General features: G+C 62.9%; 16 protein-coding genes. 8 read left to right on the forward strand and 8 right to left on the reverse strand.

All coding sequences use genetic code 11. From position 1 onward, the window contains the following. The first annotated feature begins 77 nt into the window (after positions 1-77). Complete coding sequence (locus N5C91_RS25785; protein ID WP_236170942.1) at positions 78-488, forward strand: helix-turn-helix transcriptional regulator; 411 nt, start codon at positions 78-80, stop codon at positions 486-488. A 6-nt stretch (positions 489-494) separates the two neighbouring features. On the opposite strand, the gene N5C91_RS25790 is transcribed toward N5C91_RS25785, so the two are convergent. Then, positions 495-1,376, reverse strand: coding sequence for a DUF6685 family protein (locus N5C91_RS25790; protein ID WP_236170941.1), 882 nt, complete (start codon positions 1,374-1,376; stop codon positions 495-497). 149 nt (positions 1,377-1,525) lie between these two features. Between N5C91_RS25790 and N5C91_RS25795 the strand changes: the two genes are divergently transcribed. Both N5C91_RS25795 and N5C91_RS25800 read left to right on the forward strand, forming a co-directional pair. Next, positions 1,526-1,747, forward strand: coding sequence for a DUF2835 domain-containing protein (locus tag N5C91_RS25795; RefSeq protein ID WP_236198579.1), 222 nt, complete (start codon positions 1,526-1,528; stop codon positions 1,745-1,747). A gap of 53 nt (positions 1,748-1,800) precedes the next feature. Further along, the gene (locus N5C91_RS25800) at positions 1,801-2,826 is read left to right on the forward strand and encodes a quinone-dependent dihydroorotate dehydrogenase (protein ID WP_279832938.1); all 1,026 of its coding nucleotides are present in this window, start codon (positions 1,801-1,803) and stop codon (positions 2,824-2,826) included. 103 nt (positions 2,827-2,929) lie between these two features. On the opposite strand, the gene rmf is transcribed toward N5C91_RS25800, so the two are convergent. Further along, on the reverse strand, positions 2,930-3,148 hold the full coding sequence (gene rmf / locus N5C91_RS25805; RefSeq protein WP_081519407.1) for a ribosome modulation factor: 219 nt from the start codon (positions 3,146-3,148) through the stop codon (positions 2,930-2,932). 495 nt (positions 3,149-3,643) lie between these two features. On the opposite strand from rmf, the gene rlmKL reads away from it, so the two are divergent. Both rlmKL and N5C91_RS25815 read left to right on the forward strand, forming a co-directional pair. Further along, a complete protein-coding gene (gene rlmKL / locus N5C91_RS25810; RefSeq protein WP_279832942.1) occupies positions 3,644-5,827 on the forward strand; it encodes a bifunctional 23S rRNA (guanine(2069)-N(7))-methyltransferase RlmK/23S rRNA (guanine(2445)-N(2))-methyltransferase RlmL in 2,184 nt (727 codons plus the stop codon). Between the two features lie 100 nt (positions 5,828-5,927). After that, complete coding sequence (locus N5C91_RS25815) at positions 5,928-8,339, forward strand: diguanylate cyclase (protein ID WP_236170937.1); 2,412 nt, start codon at positions 5,928-5,930, stop codon at positions 8,337-8,339. Positions 8,340-8,378: 39 nt separating this feature from the next. Here N5C91_RS25815 and dacB read toward each other — a convergent pair whose 3' ends face one another. Further along, the gene (gene dacB / locus N5C91_RS25820; RefSeq protein WP_236170936.1) at positions 8,379-9,815 is read right to left on the reverse strand and encodes a D-alanyl-D-alanine carboxypeptidase/D-alanyl-D-alanine-endopeptidase; all 1,437 of its coding nucleotides are present in this window, start codon (positions 9,813-9,815) and stop codon (positions 8,379-8,381) included. Between the two features lie 255 nt (positions 9,816-10,070). On the opposite strand from dacB, the gene N5C91_RS25825 reads away from it, so the two are divergent. Continuing rightward, the gene (locus N5C91_RS25825) at positions 10,071-10,418 is read left to right on the forward strand and encodes a 50S ribosome-binding protein YggL (RefSeq protein ID WP_279832946.1); all 348 of its coding nucleotides are present in this window, start codon (positions 10,071-10,073) and stop codon (positions 10,416-10,418) included. On the opposite strand, the gene N5C91_RS25830 is transcribed toward N5C91_RS25825, so the two are convergent. Further along, positions 10,399-10,815, reverse strand: a complete 417-nt coding sequence (locus tag N5C91_RS25830) for a response regulator (protein WP_279832948.1) — start codon at positions 10,813-10,815, stop codon at positions 10,399-10,401. The genes N5C91_RS25825 and N5C91_RS25830 overlap by 20 nt on opposite strands. 789 nt (positions 10,816-11,604) lie before the next feature. Here N5C91_RS25830 and N5C91_RS25835 point away from each other — a divergent pair. Both N5C91_RS25835 and N5C91_RS25840 read left to right on the forward strand, forming a co-directional pair. Next, entirely contained in the window at positions 11,605-12,231 is a 627-nt protein-coding gene (locus tag N5C91_RS25835; RefSeq protein ID WP_236170933.1) for a response regulator transcription factor, read from the forward strand. Between the two features lie 65 nt (positions 12,232-12,296). Beyond that, positions 12,297-15,884, forward strand: a complete 3,588-nt coding sequence (locus N5C91_RS25840; protein ID WP_279832950.1) for a transporter substrate-binding domain-containing protein — start codon at positions 12,297-12,299, stop codon at positions 15,882-15,884. A gap of 28 nt (positions 15,885-15,912) precedes the next feature. Here the strand turns inward: N5C91_RS25840 and N5C91_RS25845 are convergent, their stop codons facing one another. From N5C91_RS25845 to N5C91_RS25860, 4 genes are all read right to left on the reverse strand, one after another. Then, entirely contained in the window at positions 15,913-17,244 is a 1,332-nt protein-coding gene (locus tag N5C91_RS25845) for a deoxyguanosinetriphosphate triphosphohydrolase (protein WP_236170931.1), read from the reverse strand. A gap of 69 nt (positions 17,245-17,313) precedes the next feature. Further along, the gene (locus N5C91_RS25850; protein WP_236198585.1) at positions 17,314-18,480 is read right to left on the reverse strand and encodes an EAL domain-containing protein; all 1,167 of its coding nucleotides are present in this window, start codon (positions 18,478-18,480) and stop codon (positions 17,314-17,316) included. A gap of 82 nt (positions 18,481-18,562) precedes the next feature. Then, a complete protein-coding gene (locus N5C91_RS25855; RefSeq protein ID WP_236170929.1) occupies positions 18,563-18,907 on the reverse strand; it encodes a hypothetical protein in 345 nt (114 codons plus the stop codon). Further along, on the reverse strand, positions 18,904-19,177 hold a 274-nt coding region (locus N5C91_RS25860), incomplete at its 5' end, for a phage holin family protein (RefSeq protein WP_279832954.1). The genes N5C91_RS25860 and N5C91_RS25855, both read right to left, overlap by 4 nt.

Here is a 19,177-nt window from a genome sequence, read left to right on the forward strand (position 1 = left end):
GGCATGGACAGCGAATTTATCCTAGTTATTGGGGTGTTTTTCCGGGCTTTGGCAGTCTCGGAGATGGATGACGCATGATGAAGAAACGTTTCCTGTTCACTGCAGGAGAAAGACTACGCGCACTGCGTTCGTTGACAGGCTTGTCGCGCCGCGCCTTCGCTGAAGTGGTTGGTATGAAGGCCAAGGACGTGGAGAACATCGAGTACGGCAATCAGCGTATGCGTGACCTCGATTTCCAGAAGGTTTGCAGCGTATACCCGGATTTCAGCCGCTGGATCACCTATGAAGGGCCACTGGACCCGGCTGAGGTGAGCTGGAAGGTCGAGGATTCGGCACAGCGCGCGGCGGTCTACCTGGTCAGGAGCAACCCGCAGTTGCTGGCGACGCTCGGCCTGACACTGGAAGAGTGGCAGGCCCGGCACCACGCGGTGCTGGATAGCCTGGACGAGGAAGAGCGGCAACTCCGCGAGGATATCCCCGAGGAGTAGTACGCCTCAGTCCGCCTTGCCGACGTGGCGCAGATAGCCGACGACGTCTGCTGCGCCGGCTTCCCGAAGGCCGCGGCCGAAGGCATCCGACTGTGGATGGTCCCTGGGCAGCAGCAGGCTCTCCGGGGTTTCCGAGTTGAACAGGGCGAAGCGCGCGTAGGGCATGCCGGTTTCCAGCAGCAGCGCCATGAAGGCGGCATCGCTCCAGGCCTTGGCCGGCATGGCCAGCATGTGGAAGTCGCGCTCGAGTTCATCCAGCGCGGCAGCTTGCAGCTCGAAGCGCTGGATGCTCGCCGGCAGGATGATCTCCAGCCCGCGGCGGCGAGCATAGACCACCGCATTGGCCAGTTCGCAGGGGTGGTTGTCGTCGTCCCAGAACAACCGCGTGCCATGCCAGCCGGCGCTGCGCAACTGCAATTGCGCCTTGCGCTCGAACCCGGGCAGGGCCACGCCCAGCACCTTGGTGAAGTCGTTGTAGCTGATGATCCGCACCTTGCGGCACTGCTCGCAATTGGAGAGTTCCTCCAGCCCTGCCAGCGGGCTGTCGAGCAGGCCGCGGCAGCACAGGCCATCGATACTGCGCACGTCGACGGCGGGATGCTCCTCGCGGTGGCTGGCTACCAGCCGCTTGAGCACGGCGTGAATACGGGCCTTGTCTTCCTGCACGGGGCCAGACAGCGCACCACGAGGCAGATCGATCAGTCGATGGAGTGGCGGCCCGGACTGCCAGCCGAGGCCGGCGGGCCAGTCGGGCAGGGGCTCGAAGGGTAGCGAGAGGCTCCGGCTTCGCTCGGCGACGTTCTTCCCGTCGGCGCTGCCGATGCCCAGGCGCTGGGCAAGGGCGGCCAACCGGCTGGTCACGCTGCGGGGGCGAGGTGGTTGACTCATGGACGACGCAAGACTCCCGATGGCCGGCTGGTCAGTGCAGGAAGCGCCGGGCCCGATGCGCGGCGAATTGCCCTAAGCATAGAAAACCCTGGCGCCATTGGGCGCATGCGTTGTGGCAAAATTCTTTCCTTCACTTGCTGGAGGCCTCCATGGCTTGCGTTGTGCTGGATATTTCCCTGCCGGTGGATCGGCTGCAGGCCCTCTATCGCGGGCATGCCAACCGGGTCGAAGTGGTCAGTCGCGATGGTCGGCGAGTCAATCTGCCGGCGCATCATCTGCGTCCATTCGTCACTCACTGTGGAGTTCACGGCAGTTTCGAGCTGGAATTCGATGATTCCGGGCGGCTGCTGGCGCTGCGTCGCCTCGCCTGAGCGAGGGCGGGCTGGCTATAATAGCGCCCCATTTTGCCGACCGATGCCCGACCATGTACAGCCTGGCCCGCGAGCTCCTGTTCAAGCTCTCCCCGGAAACCTCCCATGAATTGTCCATCGACCTGATTGGTGCCGGTGGTCGTCTGGGGCTCAACGGCTTGCTGACGCAGGCTCCGAAGAGCCTGCCGGTGACGGTGATGGGCCTTGAGTTCGCCAACCCCGTGGGGCTGGCCGCCGGCCTGGACAAGAACGGCGACGCCATCGACGGTTTTGCCCAGCTTGGCTTCGGCTTCGTCGAAATCGGCACCGTCACCCCGCGTCCGCAGCCGGGCAATCCCAAGCCGCGCATCTTCCGCCTGCCGCAGGCCACCGCGATCATCAACCGCATGGGCTTCAACAACCACGGTGTCGATCACCTGATCGAGCGGGTCAAGGCGGCGAAGTACAAGGGCGTGCTGGGGATCAACATCGGCAAGAACTTCGATACCCCGGTCGAGCGCGCGGTGGATGACTACCTGATCTGCCTGGACAAGGTCTACGCCCACGCCAGCTATGTCACCGTCAACGTCAGCTCGCCGAATACCCCCGGCCTGCGCAGCCTGCAGTTCGGCGATTCGCTCAAGCAGTTGCTCGAAGCACTGCGCCAGCGCCAGGAAGACCTGGCGGTGCAGCATGGCCGCCGAGTGCCGCTGGCGATCAAGATTGCCCCGGACATGAGCGACGAGGAAACCGCGATGGTCGCGGCTGCGCTGATCGAATCGGGCATGGATGCAGTAATCGCCACCAACACCACCCTGGGCCGCGAAGGCGTCGAGCACCTGCCATTCGGCAACGAGGCTGGCGGCCTGTCCGGCGCTCCGGTGCGCGAGAAGAGTACGCATATCGTCAAGGTGCTGGCTGCTGAGCTGGGCGGTCGCCTGCCGATCATCGCCGCCGGCGGCATCACCGAGGGCGCGCACGCAGCGCAGAAGATCGCCGCAGGTGCGAGCCTGGTACAGATCTATTCCGGGTTCATCTACAAGGGCCCGGCGCTGATCCGCGAAGCAGTGGACGCCATTGCGGCGGCCAAGCGGGCATAAGTACAGGTAGCAGAAATAAGTAGGGCTCCTTTCGGAGCCCTTGGGCTTGCGCCCTTTTCCGCCCGGATGGGGCGGCTTGGGGAAGTCGTGGGTGACCCTGGATTCAGCCTGTTGCGTGCTGCAATTGGTTCACTCGTTGAATACCGGCGGCGCCGGTCAAACCATCCCAGTTGTCGCCGCGGCCCTCACGCCAGCCGTTGAGCCAGGATTGCCGGGTAGTGGGATGGGTAAACGGACAGAGGTCGCGAGATTTTCCAGTAATGCCGTGCTGATAACCGCGCAAAAAGGCTCTTTCCAACGGATCACGCTTAAGTCTTCTCATAGGGTGTTGCCCTCACTTGTTGACTGTTATGTCCCGTTGGCCCCCCAGGGAGGCCGGGCGGAAAATTCCGCCAATGGGGCGCATTGCCGGCGTGACGCGCCCCGCCCGACACCGTTGCGGTGAAGGATTACCCCGAGTTCTATCGAAAGGTTCCGGGGCTGTGAATGACCAATTTGTCATAAGGACGTAACTCTTATGGGTTCAAGCCATAAGGTTTGTCCGGGTTGCAAAATGCCAGTACGGCTTAACCCGCCAGGGGCGGGAGCTTGGCGAGGATCAAGGGGAAAGTGTATCTAGATGCGACTTTCTCTCGTTCCGACGAGTGGGATGACCTTCTGCGACGCGAGGCCGCAGGCCGGGACGCGGGTCCATCCCTGAAAATGAATACACGGGTCACCTTTGAGTTCACGCGAATGACAACGCGAATGAACAAAAGGTGGCCGACAAGGCCGTAAGCGGCTTTGCTGAAAGGGCTGCGGCCCGGGAATTATTTGCATGGCGGATTTGCACGATCTCTTCCTTACCTGCCCGAAAGGGCTCGATGGCCTGTTGCTGGAGGAAGCCCAGGCACTCGGGCTGACCGATGCGCGCGCCCAGGTTTCGGCCATTCGCGGCAAGGGCGACCTGGAGACGGCCTACCGCCTGTGCCTCTGGTCGCGCCTGGCCAACCGTGTGCTGCTGGTGCTGTCGCGCTTCCCGGTGAGCAACGCCGAAGACCTTTACCTGGGGGTCAACGCCGTGTCCTGGGGCGACCACCTGGACGCCGGCGGCAGCCTGGCGGTGGAATTCAGCGGCAAGGGCTCGGGCATCGACAACACCCACTTCGGCGCGCTGAAGGTGAAGGACGCCATCGTCGACAACCTGCGCGCCGAGTTCGGCAAGCGGCCGACCGTGGACAAGGTCAACCCGGATATCCGCGTGCACCTGCACCTGGACCGTGGTCAGGCCGTGCTGTCGCTGGACCTCTCCGGCCACAGCCTGCACCAGCGTGGCTACCGTTTGCAGCAGGGCGCTGCGCCGCTGAAGGAGAACCTGGCGGCTGCCGTGCTGATCCGTGCCGGTTGGCCGAAGATCGCCGCTGAAGGCGGCGCGCTGTCCGACCCCATGTGTGGCGTCGGTACCTTCCTTATCGAGGCCGGCCTGATCGCTGCCGACGTTGCACCTAACCTCAAGCGCGAGCGCTGGGGCTTCAGCAACTGGCTGGGTCACGTGCCGGCAATCTGGAAGAAGCTTATCGAGGAAGCCCAGCAGCGCGCTGAAACAGGCCTGGCGAAGACGCCACTGTGGATTCGCGGTTATGAAGCCGACCCGCGCCTGATCCAGCCTGCGCGCAACAACATCGAGCGCTCCGGCCTGGCCGAGTGGGTGAAGATCTACCAGGGCGAGTTGGCCACTTTCGAGCCGCGTCCGGACAAGGGCCAGAAGGGCCTGATTATCTGCAACCCGCCCTACGGCGAGCGTCTGGGTGACGAAGCCAGCCTGCTGTATCTCTACCAGCACCTGGGCGAGCGCCTGCGCCAGAGCTGCCTGGGCTGGAGCGCCGGCGTGTTCACTGGCGCGCCGGAGCTGGGTAAGCGCATGGGCATCCGCAGCCACAAGCAGTACGCCTTCTTCAACGGCGCACTGCCCTGCAAGCTGATCATGCTGGACATCGATCCACGCCAGTTTGTCACCGGTGACCGCGGTGACCGCAGTGAGTCGTCGCCGACCCAGGGTGCCGCCGTGATCGAGCAGGCGCGCCTGAGCGAAGGCGGGCAGATGTTCGCCAACCGGCTGCAGAAGAACGTCAAGGCGCTCGGCAAGTGGGCGCGCAAGGAAAAGATCGAGTGCTACCGGGTGTATGACGCCGACATGCCCGAGTACGCCCTGGCCGTGGACCTTTATCGTGACTGGGCGCACGTGCAGGAATATGCCGCGCCCAAGTCCATCGACCCGGAGAGGGCCCAGACCCGCCTGCTCGATGCACTCGCCGCGTTACCGCAGGCGCTGGGCATTCCCACCGAGCGCATCGTGATCAAGCGGCGCGAGCGCCAGACCGGCAAGAAGCAGTACGAACGGCAGAACGCCGAAGGCCGTTTCATGGAAGTCGAAGAGGGCGGCGTGAAGCTGCTGGTCAACCTCACCGACTACCTCGACACCGGCCTGTTCCTCGACCACCGCCCGATGCGCCTGCGCATTCAGCGCGAGGCTGCCGGCAAGCGCTTCCTCAACCTGTTCTGCTACACCGCCACGGCAACCGTGCATGCGGCCAAGGGCGATGCGCGTAGCACCACCAGCGTCGACTTGTCCAAGACCTACCTGGACTGGGCGCGGCGCAACCTGTCGCTCAACGGCTTCTCCGACAAGCAACGCCTGGTGCAGAGCGACGTGATGGAGTGGCTGCGCGAGGACCGCGGCGAATATGACCTGGTGTTCATCGACCCGCCGACCTTCTCCAACTCCAAGCGCATGGAAGGCGTGTTCGACGTTCAGCGCGATCATGTCGAGCTGATCGACCTGGCCATGGCGCGCCTGGCCAGGGGTGGGGTGCTGTACTTCTCCAACAACTTCCGCAAGTTCGAGCTGGATGAAGGGCTGGCGACGCGTTACCAGGTCGAGGAAATCAGCACCCAGACGCTGGACCAGGACTTCGCCCGCAACAGCAAGATCCACCGCGCCTGGCGCATCACCGTGCGCTGAACCCGGGCGGCGCACGGCAAGGGCCGTGCGTCGCACCAGCGCTGGGCAAATGGCCATCGGCTGCTATAAAAACTGAGTCACCCTGAGAACGGGACCCTACATGACTCAATTGCCGGCCTACGAGCAGTTGCCCGCCGCTCAGGGAGTCGCCAGCCAGAAGAAGGCCCTGCGCGCTGCCGGTGTCGTACTGGTGGTTGGCCTCCTGCTGACGGCCCTGCTGGGCTGGAATGTGTGGCGCAATGCCCGCATGGCCCTGGAGCAGCAGTTCGCCCTTACCGCCAATGAGCGCATCGACCGGGTACGCGAGCGGCTGTCGATGCAACTGAGCGAGCTGGAGTCGATCCAGCGCTTCTTCGAAAACTCCAGGACGGTTTCCCGCGAGGAATTCGAACATTTCGTCAGTCCCTTGCTGGGTGACACGCTGGGGTATGCCTGGCTGCCGCGCGTGGAACAACGCAATCGCGAAGCTTTCGAGGCCAGCGCGCACGCGGCCGGAATGCTCGACTACATGCTGTTTGAACTGAACCTGCAGGGGCAGCCGATTCCTGCCCAGATTCGCGATCGCTATTTTCCGGTTCTCTACGGTGCCTCCGAGTATCTGGAGGAGATGCCGCTCGGCCTGGATCTCAACTCCACGCTGCCGGGGCGGGAACTGACACAGCGGGTGGTGAAGTCACGCTCGGTGGCCGCTTCGATGCCGGTCGTCCTGCCTGGTGCCCCTCCTGCGGACTCCACCGGTTTGTTGCTGGCGGCGCCGCTCTACCGCAACAGTGCGACGCCGAGCCCGACCGCGGAGACTCGCGTCGGTATCCAGGGCATCCTACTGGCGGCGATCAGTTACCGGTTGCTCATCGAACAGGGAACCGAGGGCCGTAGCGAGCAGATGGCGCTGACCTTGCGCGATGCCGGTGATCCCCGGCCGGATGTACCGCTCTACCGTAGCCCGCTGACGGCCGACCAGACAGCCGGGCTGGTCGCGGAGCGCCATCTGCCTTTCGCTGGCCGCGACTACCTCGTGCGTGTCGAGCCTTCCAGCGACTTTCTGCGGCGCAACCAGGGACACCCGCAGCTCTGGGTAGTGTTCGCCGGTGGGCTGACCTCCGTGTTGCTGGCCAGCTACGTCCTGACCTTGCTCGGTCAGCGCCAGCGAGCCCTGCAACTGGTGGGCGAGCGAACCGCCGAGCTGCGGGCCAACCAGTTGGAGCTGCAGGAGAACCAGGCGCGCCTGCACTTCGCCATGGACAGTGCCGGTCATGGCGTCTGGGACTGGAGCCTGGATACCGGCAATGTGTTCTATTCCCACGCCTGGAAAGCCATGCTCGGCTACCGCGACAGCGAAGTGGGGGCGACCACCGACGAGAGCCTCAGCCGGGTTCATCCGGATGACAAGGACGCGCGCTGCGACGCGCTGCGCCGGCACCTTCGCGGCGAATCCTCGCTGTACCAGAGCGAGCACCGGCTGCGCTGCAAGAGCGGGCGCTGGCTCTGGGTACTCGATCGTGGGCAGGTGGTGGAGCGTGATAACGACGGAGCCCCGCGGCGCATGATCGGCACCCAGACCGATATCAGTTCGCGCAAGGCCGCGGAGCTGGAATTGGGCGAAGTAAACAGCCGCCTGCATGGCCTGCTCGATGCGGCAACCCAGGTTGCCATCGTCTCGACCGACCTGCGTGGATTCGTGCGCAGCTTCAACGTGGGGGCCGAGCGGATGTTCGGCTACAGCGCCCAGGAGGTGATCGGGCGGCCGGTGCCGGAGAATGTCTTCGTCAAGGACGAGATCCGCCGCCGTGCGCAGGACCTGTCGAGTATCCTCGGGCGCGAGATTCGCGGCTTCGAGGTGGTAGGCGCGCTGGTGGGCGAGGGACACGAGGAACACGAATGGACATGTGTGCGCCGCGATGGCCGGCAGCTGAAGATCAACCTGATCATCACCGGTGTCCGTGATTCGGCCGGCAACACCACGGGTTACCTGGGCATCGCGACCGACATCACCCGGCGCAAGGAGGCCGAACTGGAGCTCCGGCGCCTGTCGGTCACCGATGCCCTCACCGGCATCCATAACCGCCGCTACTTCAAGGAGCAGCTGGATCAGGCCATGGCGCGCTGCTTGCGTAGCGGCGAGCCGTTGTCGCTGGTGATGTTCGATATCGACCACTTCAAGGACATCAACGACCAGTTCGGCCACGAGGCCGGCGATGTGGTCCTGGTCACCCTGTGCCAGCGCATTGCGCAGCGCCTGCGCAAGGTCGATGTGTTCTGCCGCCTGGGTGGCGAGGAGCTGGTGGTGCTTTGCCCGGGCAGCACGACGGACCAGGCCTGGCAGTTGGCCGAGGCGCTGTGGCAGGCGCTGCGTGGCCAGCCGATGGAAGGCGTCGGTGTGGTCACGGCGAGCTTCGGCGTGGCGTCCTGGTGCTCGGGCGAAAGTGCGGACGACCTGATGCGCAAGGTGGATCGCGCGGTGTATCGCGCCAAGCGCCTGGGTCGGGATCGCCTGGAGCGGGTCGAAGCCTGAAACGAAAACCCCGGCCAGTGGCCGGGGTTCGTCATTGGATCAGCGCTTGGTGCTGCTGTAGAGGTCGAGCAGCACCTGGTCGAGGATCGACGAGGCGCCCCACGGCCGGTTGCTGTTGAGGATTGCCACCACCACCCAGGTGCGACCGTTGGCGTCCCGACTGAATCCGGCGAGGGCGCGCACGGTGTTCAGGGTTCCGGTCTTCACGTGGGCTTCGCCAGCCATGGGTGTGCCGCGCAGACGTTTGCGCATGGTGCCGTCCTTCGCCACGATCGGCAGCGAGGAAATGTATTCCGCGGCGTACGGGCTGTGCCAGGCAGCCTGCAGCATGGCCGCCATTTCGCGGGCACTGACGCGTTCGTCGCGGGACAGGCCTGAGCCGTTCTCCATCACCAGGTGGCTCGCGGTGATGCCTTTGCGCGCAAGCCACTGGCGGATCACTCGCTGGGCTGCCTGTGCGTCGTCTGCATCGGCGCCATTGCGGTACTGGCGGCCAACGGAGAGGAACAGCTGGCGGGCCATGGTGTTGTTACTGAACTTGTTGATATCGCGGATGATTTCCACGACGTCCGGCGACATGGCGCGGGCCACCAGGGTCGCGTTCTTCGGCACGGTGCCTTCGCGGTCCTTGCCGAGGATGCTGCCGCCCAGTTCCTGCCAGATGCCGCGCACGGCCCCGGCGGTGTAGGCGGGGTGCTCGAGGAGCGACATGTAGGTCTGTGCGCTGCAGCCCTGGGGAATCTGTCCGGTGGCAACCAGCGAGGTGCCGTCGAACTGGGTGACCGGGTTGAAGCGCAGTTTCGGCCAGGCCGGGCAGGCAGCGGCCTTGCTCACCTGGATCTGGTTGTCGATGCGCACGTTTGCCAGCGGCGGGTCCATCAGCACGGTGGCCTTGCTGCCTTCGGTGCGGATAACCAGGCGCACACTCTTCAGGTTGACCATCAGCGAGTCGGGGCCGACCAGGAAGGGTTTGTTGTCGTCGCCGCCGTCGTCGTTGAACACCGGCAATTGCGGAATATTGAAGTAGCTGCGGTCCAGCACCAGATCGCCGGTGACCTTGCGCACGCCGTTGGCGCGCAGGTCGCGCATCATCAGCCAGAGCTTCTCCAGGTTCAGCTTCGGATCGCCGCCGCCCTTGAGGTAGAGGTTGCCATTGAGGGTGCCATCCTTGAGCTGGCCATCAGTGTAGAACTCGGTCTGCCACTGATAGGTCGGACCGAGCATTTCCAGGGCGGCGTAGGTGGTGAACAGCTTCATGGTCGACGCCGGGTTCACCGAGACGTCGGCGTTGAAATAGGTAGCGTTACCAGGGCCTTCCAGGGGAATCATCACCAGCGACAGGGCATCGTCTGTGAGTTTGCTGGCCCTCAGCGCTTTCTGTACGCGTTCGGGCAAGGTGCCATTGATCTGGGCAACGGCTGGCAAGGCGAGGGGCAATAAAGTAGCGAGAGCGAGGACACGCAGAGACTTGAACATAGAAAAGATGACATCCCAGTGGTCGGGCATTGACTTGATAAAATGAAAAGATGAAGCGCAACACTACAGATGAAATACTCCCTGTTGGATCGGGAGCTGCGGCACATTATGCCGCAAGCCGTTCCAGGATGCGCAGGCCTTCGAATGCCAGTCGTCTCGGAGAAGCTCCTCGGGAGATTAACTGCGCAAGTCCCGGATATGTTCCTGACACAGTCGTATATCGAGCGGCGAAAGCCCTCCCGAGGAGAGAGTCATATGGCTACCCAGCGTTCCCGTCGTTTACGCAAGAAGTTGTGTGTCGATGAGTTCCAGGAACTCGGCCTCGAGTTGAGCTTCCAGTACAGGGAAGGGCTGGGCGAAGCGGCAATCGGCGAATTCATGCAGCGCTTTGCGGCTGTCGCGGTCGAGCCTAGCGATCTGGTCTACAGCGGCTGCGATGAGTATGGATTCATCTGCCTGGCTCGGCGCGGCTCGGTGAGTGCCGAGCAGCGGGAGTTTATCGACGGATGGCTGAAGCAGCAGCCGGAGCTCGCTGGTTTCAACCTCAGCCCGCTGATCGATGCCTGGTATCCGGACCAGCCGGTCAATTCCTCGGCTCGGTGAGGCTGAGCCCTCTATCCGCCTCGAGCGCATGCAGCAGCGCCCACTGATCGAGCGGCTTCGCCAGGCAGGCGAGGACGGGTAGGCCCTGCTCGCGCAGGTCCTTCTGCAGGGCCTGCAGTTCACCAGCTTCGCGGCAACTCAGGAAGACCGCCTGGCGAATATGGCCTGCCTCGACCAGTTCGCTGAGCAGTTCGATGCCGTTGGTGTTCGGCAGGTTGATATCGCAGAGCAGCAGGTCAAAAGGTTCATCACGGCGTGTGCACTCTTCACGCGCCTCGTCGGCATCAAGAGCAGGTGTCAATCTGAAGAAGCCCAACCTGTTCAGGTGCATCTGCGTGGCAATCAGCTGGAAAGGGTGATCTTCGACAATCAGAATGCTGAATTTGTTGCCCTGCACGAAATAGGCTCCAGGAAATTACCGGTGAAGAGCGGTATCTGCCAATATGGAAAGTTGCGACAGCTATGAGTTGTCTCTATTGGTACTGGTTCGGATATTCTGTGGTTTTGGCTGTCGGGCGATGCGCCAGTCTTATTGCTTGGCGAATGTTATTTTGTTTGCGGAACAGGCTCTTCTGGTCTTCGGTAGTTGTTTTAATAGTGTTCTCATCCTGTTTTCCTTGGGGCTGGCTGCGTGCTGTGAAGCCCAGCGTTATAGGCGATAGAGGAGGGCCCATGACTCTTCTCTAGCTAATCTGGCTTGGGAGGGAAATGGGGGATGGGGTTGGCAGGACGCTCACCGGCCGTGAATGTGATGAAAGTCAGCCATTCGAGGGGGAGGCCAATCACCAGCGAGCGCAGAGGGTGCTTCTGGGACGCCCTTTCCAGAGCGATCCAATTGCCCTCGGTCAGCCCTGCGTCGGGCTGCGGCGTCCGCATTTGGCGTGTCAAAGGTCAGAGTGTGCGGATTGAGCAGGTGCATATTGCAAGGTCGGTAGGCGGGAAATGCGGCGTCAGGGTCAAGGATTCTCAGGAATCCCGGTCAGCTTTTCTGCTGTTCTTCATCAGAAAATTCTTGTCGAATTAGATATGGCGTAAAAATATTTAAGATTGCTTGTAGGAATTATTTAGATGTTGCGTAGGAAAACCCTCTAATAGCTAAAATCGAGGGTGGTTAATATCGACATGGCCTGCTCTACATATATCTTACCGAAGGACATTTTATCGAAGGGTCTGAGGGAGGAAGATGATGAGCAAAGTTCTAATTGTCGATGATCACCCAGTCATTCGCATGGCGATGCGCGTGCTGTTGGAAAAGGAAGGCCATGTCATCGTTGGTGAGACCGACAACGGCGTGGATGCTCTCTCGCTTGTCAAGGACCTGATCCCCGACCTGGTTGTTCTGGATATCGGCATTCCTCGCCTTGATGGCCTGGAGGTGATCAGCCGTATCTCCGCCTTCGAGTTGCCACTCAAGGTACTGGTGCTGACCGGGCAGAGCGCCTCTTTGTTCGCCATGCGCTGCATGCAGGCAGGTGCATCGGGTTTCGTCTGCAAGCAGGGCGGGCTGGCGGAGTTGATCAGCGCGGTCAATGCCGTGGTCGCCGGCTACAACTATTTCCCCAGCACGGCGGTGCGCCAGACGCGCCGCAACAATGGCCAGATGGATGATCAGGAGCTTATCCAGCGTCTGTCTGATCGCGAAATGGCCGTACTCCAGTACCTGGCGAACGGCTATTCGAACAAGGAAATCTCCGAGCAGATGTTCATCAGCAACAAGACGGTCAGCACCTACAAGACCCGGCTGCTGCTGAAGCTCAATGCCCACTCGCTGGTCGATCTGATCGAGTTTGCCAAGCGGAATGCATTGGTCTGAGGTGTGTGATGTGCCGCTTCCGCTTTCTTGTCGGTGTGTTGTTACTCATCTGTTGCGGATGGGTAATGGCGGAGCAGCGCGAGTGGACCCCGATCAACCTGCTGGCTCGTTCGAGCGACGAGCCAGTCAAGGTGCAACTGAGCGACACCGACTGGCAATGGCTCAGAGACAAACGCACGCTGAGGCTGGGCGTGACCGCGCCGGACTATGCCCCCTTCGATATTACCGGCAGCGGGACTGATCTGGAGGGCATCACGGCCGATGTCGTCGGCGTCATTGCCGATGCGCTCAATGTCCGCATCGAAGTACGACGTTATCCCGACCGCGATGCCGCTGTAGCGGCGTTGTCTCGCGGTGATATCGATCTGTTGAGTCGCGCCACGGGATACGAAGCCGCACGGCCGGACGTTGTGCTTTCCGTACCGTACTTTTCCAACCAGCCGGTCATCATCGGGCCGGAAAGCACGCGCCTGGAAAGCAACGGGCAACTGGTTGGCAAGCGTATTGCCGTGGTCAGCGACTACTACCCGGCGGATGATCGCGACAAATACCTGGCCGGCGCCACGGTACAAAGCTACCAGTCGGTGCGCCGCGCGCTGGAAGCGGTTGCCTTCGGCCAGGCGGATCTGTTCGTCGGCGATGCCTTCAGTGCCCAGTACCTGATCAGCCAGGGCTATCTGGCCAATCTCAAACTGCTCAACTTTGCCAGCTTCAACGGCCAGGGTTTCAGTTTTGCCTTGAATGCATCCGACCGGACACTGTTGGGCATCATCGATCGTACCCTGGACGCCATCCCGCGGCAGGCCGAAACGGCCATTCAGCGACGCTGGAGTTCTGGTGGTATCAGCGCGATCGCTGGCCAGCAGCTCATCCTGACCCCCCAGGAGCAGCGCTGGGTGGAGCGCCATCCGCGGCCGACGGTCGTGATTGACCAGGCGTTGGCTCCCGTTTCGTTCTTTGATGCCCAGGGTCAGTTCCGTGGCATCGCTGCCGACTTGCTGGAGCTTATCCAGAGCCGTACCGGGGTCGAGTTCGATGTGCGCCCACAGCCAAGCGTCACGGCGATGCTGGAGCAGCTACGTACGGGAAAGGCCGATGTGATTGCGGCACTGACACCGACCATTCGACGCGAGGAGTGGCTGGGATTCACTCGCCCCTACATGACGGCGTCCTTCGTTGTCGTGGTGCCTGGCGGTAGTGATTGGCTGCACAGCCTGGATGATCTCGATGGCCACCGTGTCGCTGTTCCCAGAGGTTCGGTCATCGCGGACTTCATGCGCGCCCGCTACCCGCAGGTAAAACTGCTGGAAGTCGAGAACAATGTCGACGACCTGCCCATGATCAGCGAAGGAAAGGTGGACGCCGGCATTCACCTGCTGTCGTCGGCCAATTATCTGATCTCCCGCTATTACCCGGATCTCAAGATTGCCCTGGCTCTGGACAGCGAGCCTGGACAGTTTTCGCTGGCAGTGTCCCAGGCAGACCCGGAGTTGCTCAGCATTCTCAACAAGGCGCTATTGGCCATCTCGCCCGAGGACTTGAGCAATATCACCACGCGCTGGTCGGCCAGCGTGGAAAGGCCGGACAGCATCTGGCAGGGCTACCGCCAGCAGTTCATTCAGCTCGCCTGGGCAGCGGCACTGGCGTTGTTCATCGTGCTGCTGTGGAACTGCTGGCTGTGGCGCAAGGTGCGCCGTCGTCGGGATTCGGAGAAGGAACTCAGTTACCGTCTCGAGTTCAAGCGTGCGCTGATCGATGGCATTCCTCAGCCCGTGGCGGTGCGTGATCACGAGGGGCGCCTGATCACCTGCAATATCGGTTTCCTCAAGGAGACCGGGATGCCTCGCGAATCGGCGGAAGGTTCGCGAATCGTCGATTGCCCCTGGTTGCAGTCGAGCGATGCCGAGGCGCTGCAGGAAATTCATCAGCAAGCCATGGGTCAGGACGGCAAGGTGGCCTCCGATCTGATCCTGCAGATTCACAATGAAGTTCGCGAGATACATTACTGGGCCACGCCTTACCGTGGGCCGGCTGGCGAAATCTCCGGCGTGGTGACCGGCTGGATCGATGTCACCGAGCGCGAGCGGCTGCACCACCAGCTTGAGGCGGCGAAGGAGCAGGCCGAAGAAGCGAACCGGGCGAAGAGTACTTTCCTGGCCACCATGAGCCATGAAATCCGTACGCCGATGAATGCGGTGATCGGCATGCTGGAGCTGGCGCTGACCCGGGCCGACCAGGGGCATTGGGATCGCGAGCCGGTCGAGGTGGCCTATGATTCGGCGCATTCCCTGCTCACGCTGATCGGCGACATTCTCGACGTGGCGAAGATCGAGTCCGGGCGTTTGACGCTGATGCCGGAACGCGCCCACCTGCGCGAGCTGGTTGAGTCCGTAGCGCGCGTATTCGATGGGCTGGCGCGGCAGAAGGCGCTGGAGCTGCGGATGGAAATCGAGGCCGAGGCTGCCTGCGATGTGTTGATCGATCCGCTGCGGTTCAAGCAGATACTGTCGAACCTGGTCAGCAACGCCATCAAGTTCACTGACTTCGGCTACGTGAAGATTCGTGTCCATGGCGAGCGTGTTGCCGGCGAACGTCTGGCCCTTGAGGTCAGCGTGCAGGACAGCGGGATCGGTATCTCCGCGGAGGAAAAGCGCCAGTTGTTCGAACCCTTCAGCCAGGTCGCCCGTGGCGGCAGTGCCAGTCGCGGCGGCACGGGCCTGGGACTCACCATCTGCCGCAAGCTGGCGGAGATGATGGGGGGCACGGTGCGCATGGAAAGCCGGCCCGGCGAGGGCACCACGGTCACGGTTCGCCTCTTGCTGCAGACCCTGGAAAGCCTTCCCGAATGTGCTGTGATCCAGGCCGTGATGGTCCCGGCGACAAGCCAGTCGCTGAAGGTACTGGTGGTCGATGACCATGCTGCCAACCGGATGCTGTTGACCCAGCAACTGGAACACCTGGGCCATCGGGTCGAAGTGGCATCCGACGGTTCCCAGGCTCTCCAGCAATGGCATCCGGGTGATTTCGACCTGGTGATCACCGACTGCAACATGCCGGTGCTCAATGGTTATGACCTGGCTCGGCGAATTCGCGAGCTTGAAAGCGAAATGGAGGCCGAACCCTGCGCGATCTTCGGGTTCACGGCCAACGCCCAGCCCGACGAGATAGAGAACTGCCGGCGGGCTGGCATGGACGATTGCCTGTTCAAACCCATCGGCCTGGATAACCTGCGCGCGCGGCTGGCTGCCGTCGCGAAGATTTCGATTGCCCGACAAGACCAGGAGACTGTGGAAGAGGAGCTGGTCGCAGGACTCGATCTGTCCTCCCTGAGGGAAATGACAGGTGGCAATCCTGGCCTGATTCGCCGCCTGCTGGAGGAGTTGCACAGCAGCAATCGAGTCGATATCGACCAGGTCCGCCCGCTCTGGGAGGCCGGGGACTGGAAGCAGTTGGGCGATCTGGCCCACCGCATGAGGGGCGCGGCTCGACTGATCAATGCGGACAGGCTGCAAGAGCTCTGTAGCAAGCTCGAAGACGGCTGCCGGGACGCGCTCGACAGCGAGGAGCTGCGTAATCGGGCGCTGGCAGTGGAGCAGGAGATGGCGAGCTTGCAGGACGATTTGCTGCAGCAACTGCGCAAGCTGGCCGCCTAGCTCCCAACCCCTGGACTGTGCGGCTGCTTCAGCTCGGGCTGGAGCGGCCGGTCATCTCGCGCGCCATCTCGGTCGCGTAGCTGTCGGTCATCCCGGCGATGAAGTCGATGACCCGAAGGAATGCGCGATAGAGCGTCCAGTCCGGGTCGGGGGCGTTGTTGCCGAGCAGGTCGAGGATGCGCTGGTTCTTGAAGGACGGCGTATTCTGGCCGTATTGCTCCAGCGCTGCGCCACAGAACGAGTTCAGCAGGATTTCCAGGGTGGTGTAGGCGCCGATCTCGTGCAGCGTCTTGCGCTTGTCCTGGAATATTTTCTCCCGGGCCATGCCCTTGGCCCGCTGCACGCAACGCTTGGCCGGGCCATGCATGTGCTCCACCAGATCACCTTGCAGATTCCCCGCCAGCAGGGTCTTTTCCTGTTCGACGAAGGCGCGGGCAGCAGCATTGGTCAGGTGCTCGATGGCCTTGCCGCGCAGGATGGCCAGCTTGCGCCGGCGCGAATCCCGGGGGCCGAGCTGGCGATAGGTTTCCGGCAGGTCGTCGCCGACCAGATCGAGCAGCAGCGACTCGACTTCCGCGTAATCGAGCAAGTCCATTTCCAGGCCGTCTTCCAGGTCGATCAGGCCGTAGCAGATGTCGTCCGCCGCCTCCATCAGATAGACCAGCGGATGGCGTGCCCAGCGTTCGTTCTCCACTTGCGGCATGCCCAGCTTGTGGGTGATCTGCTCGAGTAGCGGCAGCTCGCTGCGGTAGCAGCCGAACTTGTGCTTCTTGTAGCCCAGCGAGTCGGCGTGCCGCGCCGTCCAGGGATACTTCAGGTAGGTGCCAAGGGTGGCGTAGGTCAGCCGCGTGCCGCCGTCGAACTGGTGGTATTCCAGTTGAGTGAGAACGCGAAAGCCCTGGGCGTTGCCTTCGAAATGCAGGAAGTCCGAGCTTTCCACTTCGCTCATGCCATCCAGCCAGCCGCGTCCGGCGGCCTGTTGGAACCAGTGGCGGATGGCGTCCTCGCCGGAGTGGCCGAAGGGCGGGTTGCCGATGTCGTGGGCCAGGCATGCGGACTGCACGATCACGCCCATGTCCGCCGGATCGCACCATTCCGGGAGGCGGTCGCGAATGATCTCGCCGACGCGCATGCCCAGCGAGCGGCCGACACAGCCGACCTCCAGCGAGTGGGTCAGGCGGGTATGGATATGGTCATTGCTCGACACCGGGTGCACCTGGGTCTTGCGTCCCAGACGGCGGAAGGCCCCGGAAAAGATGATGCGGTCGTGGTCCTTGTGGAAGGCGCTGCGGCCGAGTTCGGCGCTGCTATGCACCGGTTTGCCGAGGCGCTCCCGGGGGAGCAGGGTGTGCCAATCCATTCTACGTTCCGCGATCGAGAGAGTTACCGGCAACGCTAGCTGTTCGCGCCGGCAATCTCAATCGCGGCGCTAGAGACCTTCGGCGTCGATGTCGATGAGCAGAAGTCGTCGACCCTGGTCGATGAACTGGCCGGCGGTCATGCAGTACTGGTTGGTGGTGGCGTCGCGGTAGGTGTTGGAGAGTGTCAGGCGGCGCTCTTCCCAGCCCTCGGCGAGCAACTGGTAGAAGTAGGGGCGCCACGACCAGTTGTGCCCCAGATAGCGTCGGTTCTCCTTCCAGAACAGGCCGTTCCATTCCAGGTTCGGCGACGTCTGGGTGCCGTGGCGGTCGCACTGGTAGATGCGCAGCAGGCGGCTGAAGGATTCCGGTGCCGGTGGCAGGCTGCTGAGCATGGCGCCGCCTTCGGCCCAGGGGCGCAGCATGTTCATCAGTTCGGCGAGTTGCTGGCGTAACTGGATGAGGTTGGCGCGCTCCTGCAGCTTGCGATGCACGTAGTGATCGCGGCGCTGCGCGAAGGCGTCGCGGAACGCATCGCTGGCGGGGAAGTCCAGCGCCGGTTTGGCGAACAGGTAGCCTTGCACGTAGCGTGCGCCGCACTCCAGGGCAAAGTCCATTTCCTCTTCGGTTTCCACGCCTTCGGCAATGATCCAGCAGCCGGTCTTCTCGGCCATCTGCGCCAGGGCTTTCACCACTTCGCCGCTGGGGCCGCCGCGGGCGGCTTCCTGGAACAGGCGCATGTCCAGCTTGAGGATGTCCGGCTGCAGCGCCAGCACGCGGTCCAGCTGCGAGTAGCCGGCACCGAAGTCGTCGATGGCGATGCGTGCGCCGGCATCGCGGTAGCGCGCCACCACTTCCGGCAGTCGCTGGTGGGCGCCGCCCAGTTCGGTGATCTCGAAGACCACACGCTCCGGAGGTACGCCTTGCTGCTGTAGCTGCTTGAGGCTGGGCAGCGGTTGATTGGGGCGCAGGCGGCTGATCCAGCGTGGTGAGATGTTCAGGCTGAGGAACCAGTCCTTGGGGGCTTCATGGATGCGGGCGAGGGCGGCATCGCGGATCTGTCGGTCGAGGCGGCGCAGCTCGGCCAGGCCGACTCGCGGATTGAAGAACAGTGGGCCGACCGAGTGCAGGTCGCCGTTGTCCTGGCGCAGCCGGCCCAGGGCTTCGACGCCAGCGATCAGGCCGGTCGCGGTGTCGATGAAGGGCTGGAAGCAGGCGATGGGTTGCCCGTCGATCAAGGGACACATCCTTAGTGGCGTGACAGGAAAGCGCTGGAGCGCAGCTCACTGTCACTTTGCAAGAATGTGGCCAGTCTAGACCTCAGAGAGGCGTCGAGGGCGCGGGCGGGTCCTTGGGTTCGGGTTTGCTGCGCATTTGCAGGAACAGCGGTGCGAGGGCGATGCCGACACGCAGCAGGCGTACCCAGCGGCGTTTGCGGCCGAGCAGCAATGCCAGTGCGGCTGCTCCGCCAGCGCCCCAGAGCGGTGTGCTGCCGCTCAGGCCGCTGCGCAGGTTCTGGCCGAGGCTGCGCGCCTGTTTCAAGGGCTGCAACAGCAGTTCGCCTTCCTGGCGGATTTGCTGGCGCTGCATTTCCAGGCGCAGGCGGATGATGGCCTTGCGCAGTTCTGCACGGCTGAGGTTGCGGGCGTCCGGCATTTCGCTCATGGCAACAGGCGCTCCCGATCGCGGGCCAGTTCTTCGAGGGTGGCGCTGAATGGCGAGCTCTCGTCGCTGACCAGCATGTGCAGGCGCCAGGCGCAGAACAGGCTGCCGCCGATGTAGAAGAGGCACAGGCCGATGGCGGCCTGCAGGCGGTAGCTGTCCCAGAAGATGATCAGCACCAGCACTGACAGCGCGACCAGCAGCAGCAGGGCGAAGACCAGCGCGAGTCCGGCCATCAGCAGCATCTGAACCGTGCGGGTCTTTTGCTCCTGC

Source organism: Pseudomonas sp. GD03903, assembly GCF_029840045.1.
Lineage (GTDB): Bacteria > Pseudomonadota > Gammaproteobacteria > Pseudomonadales > Pseudomonadaceae > Pseudomonas > Pseudomonas pseudonitroreducens.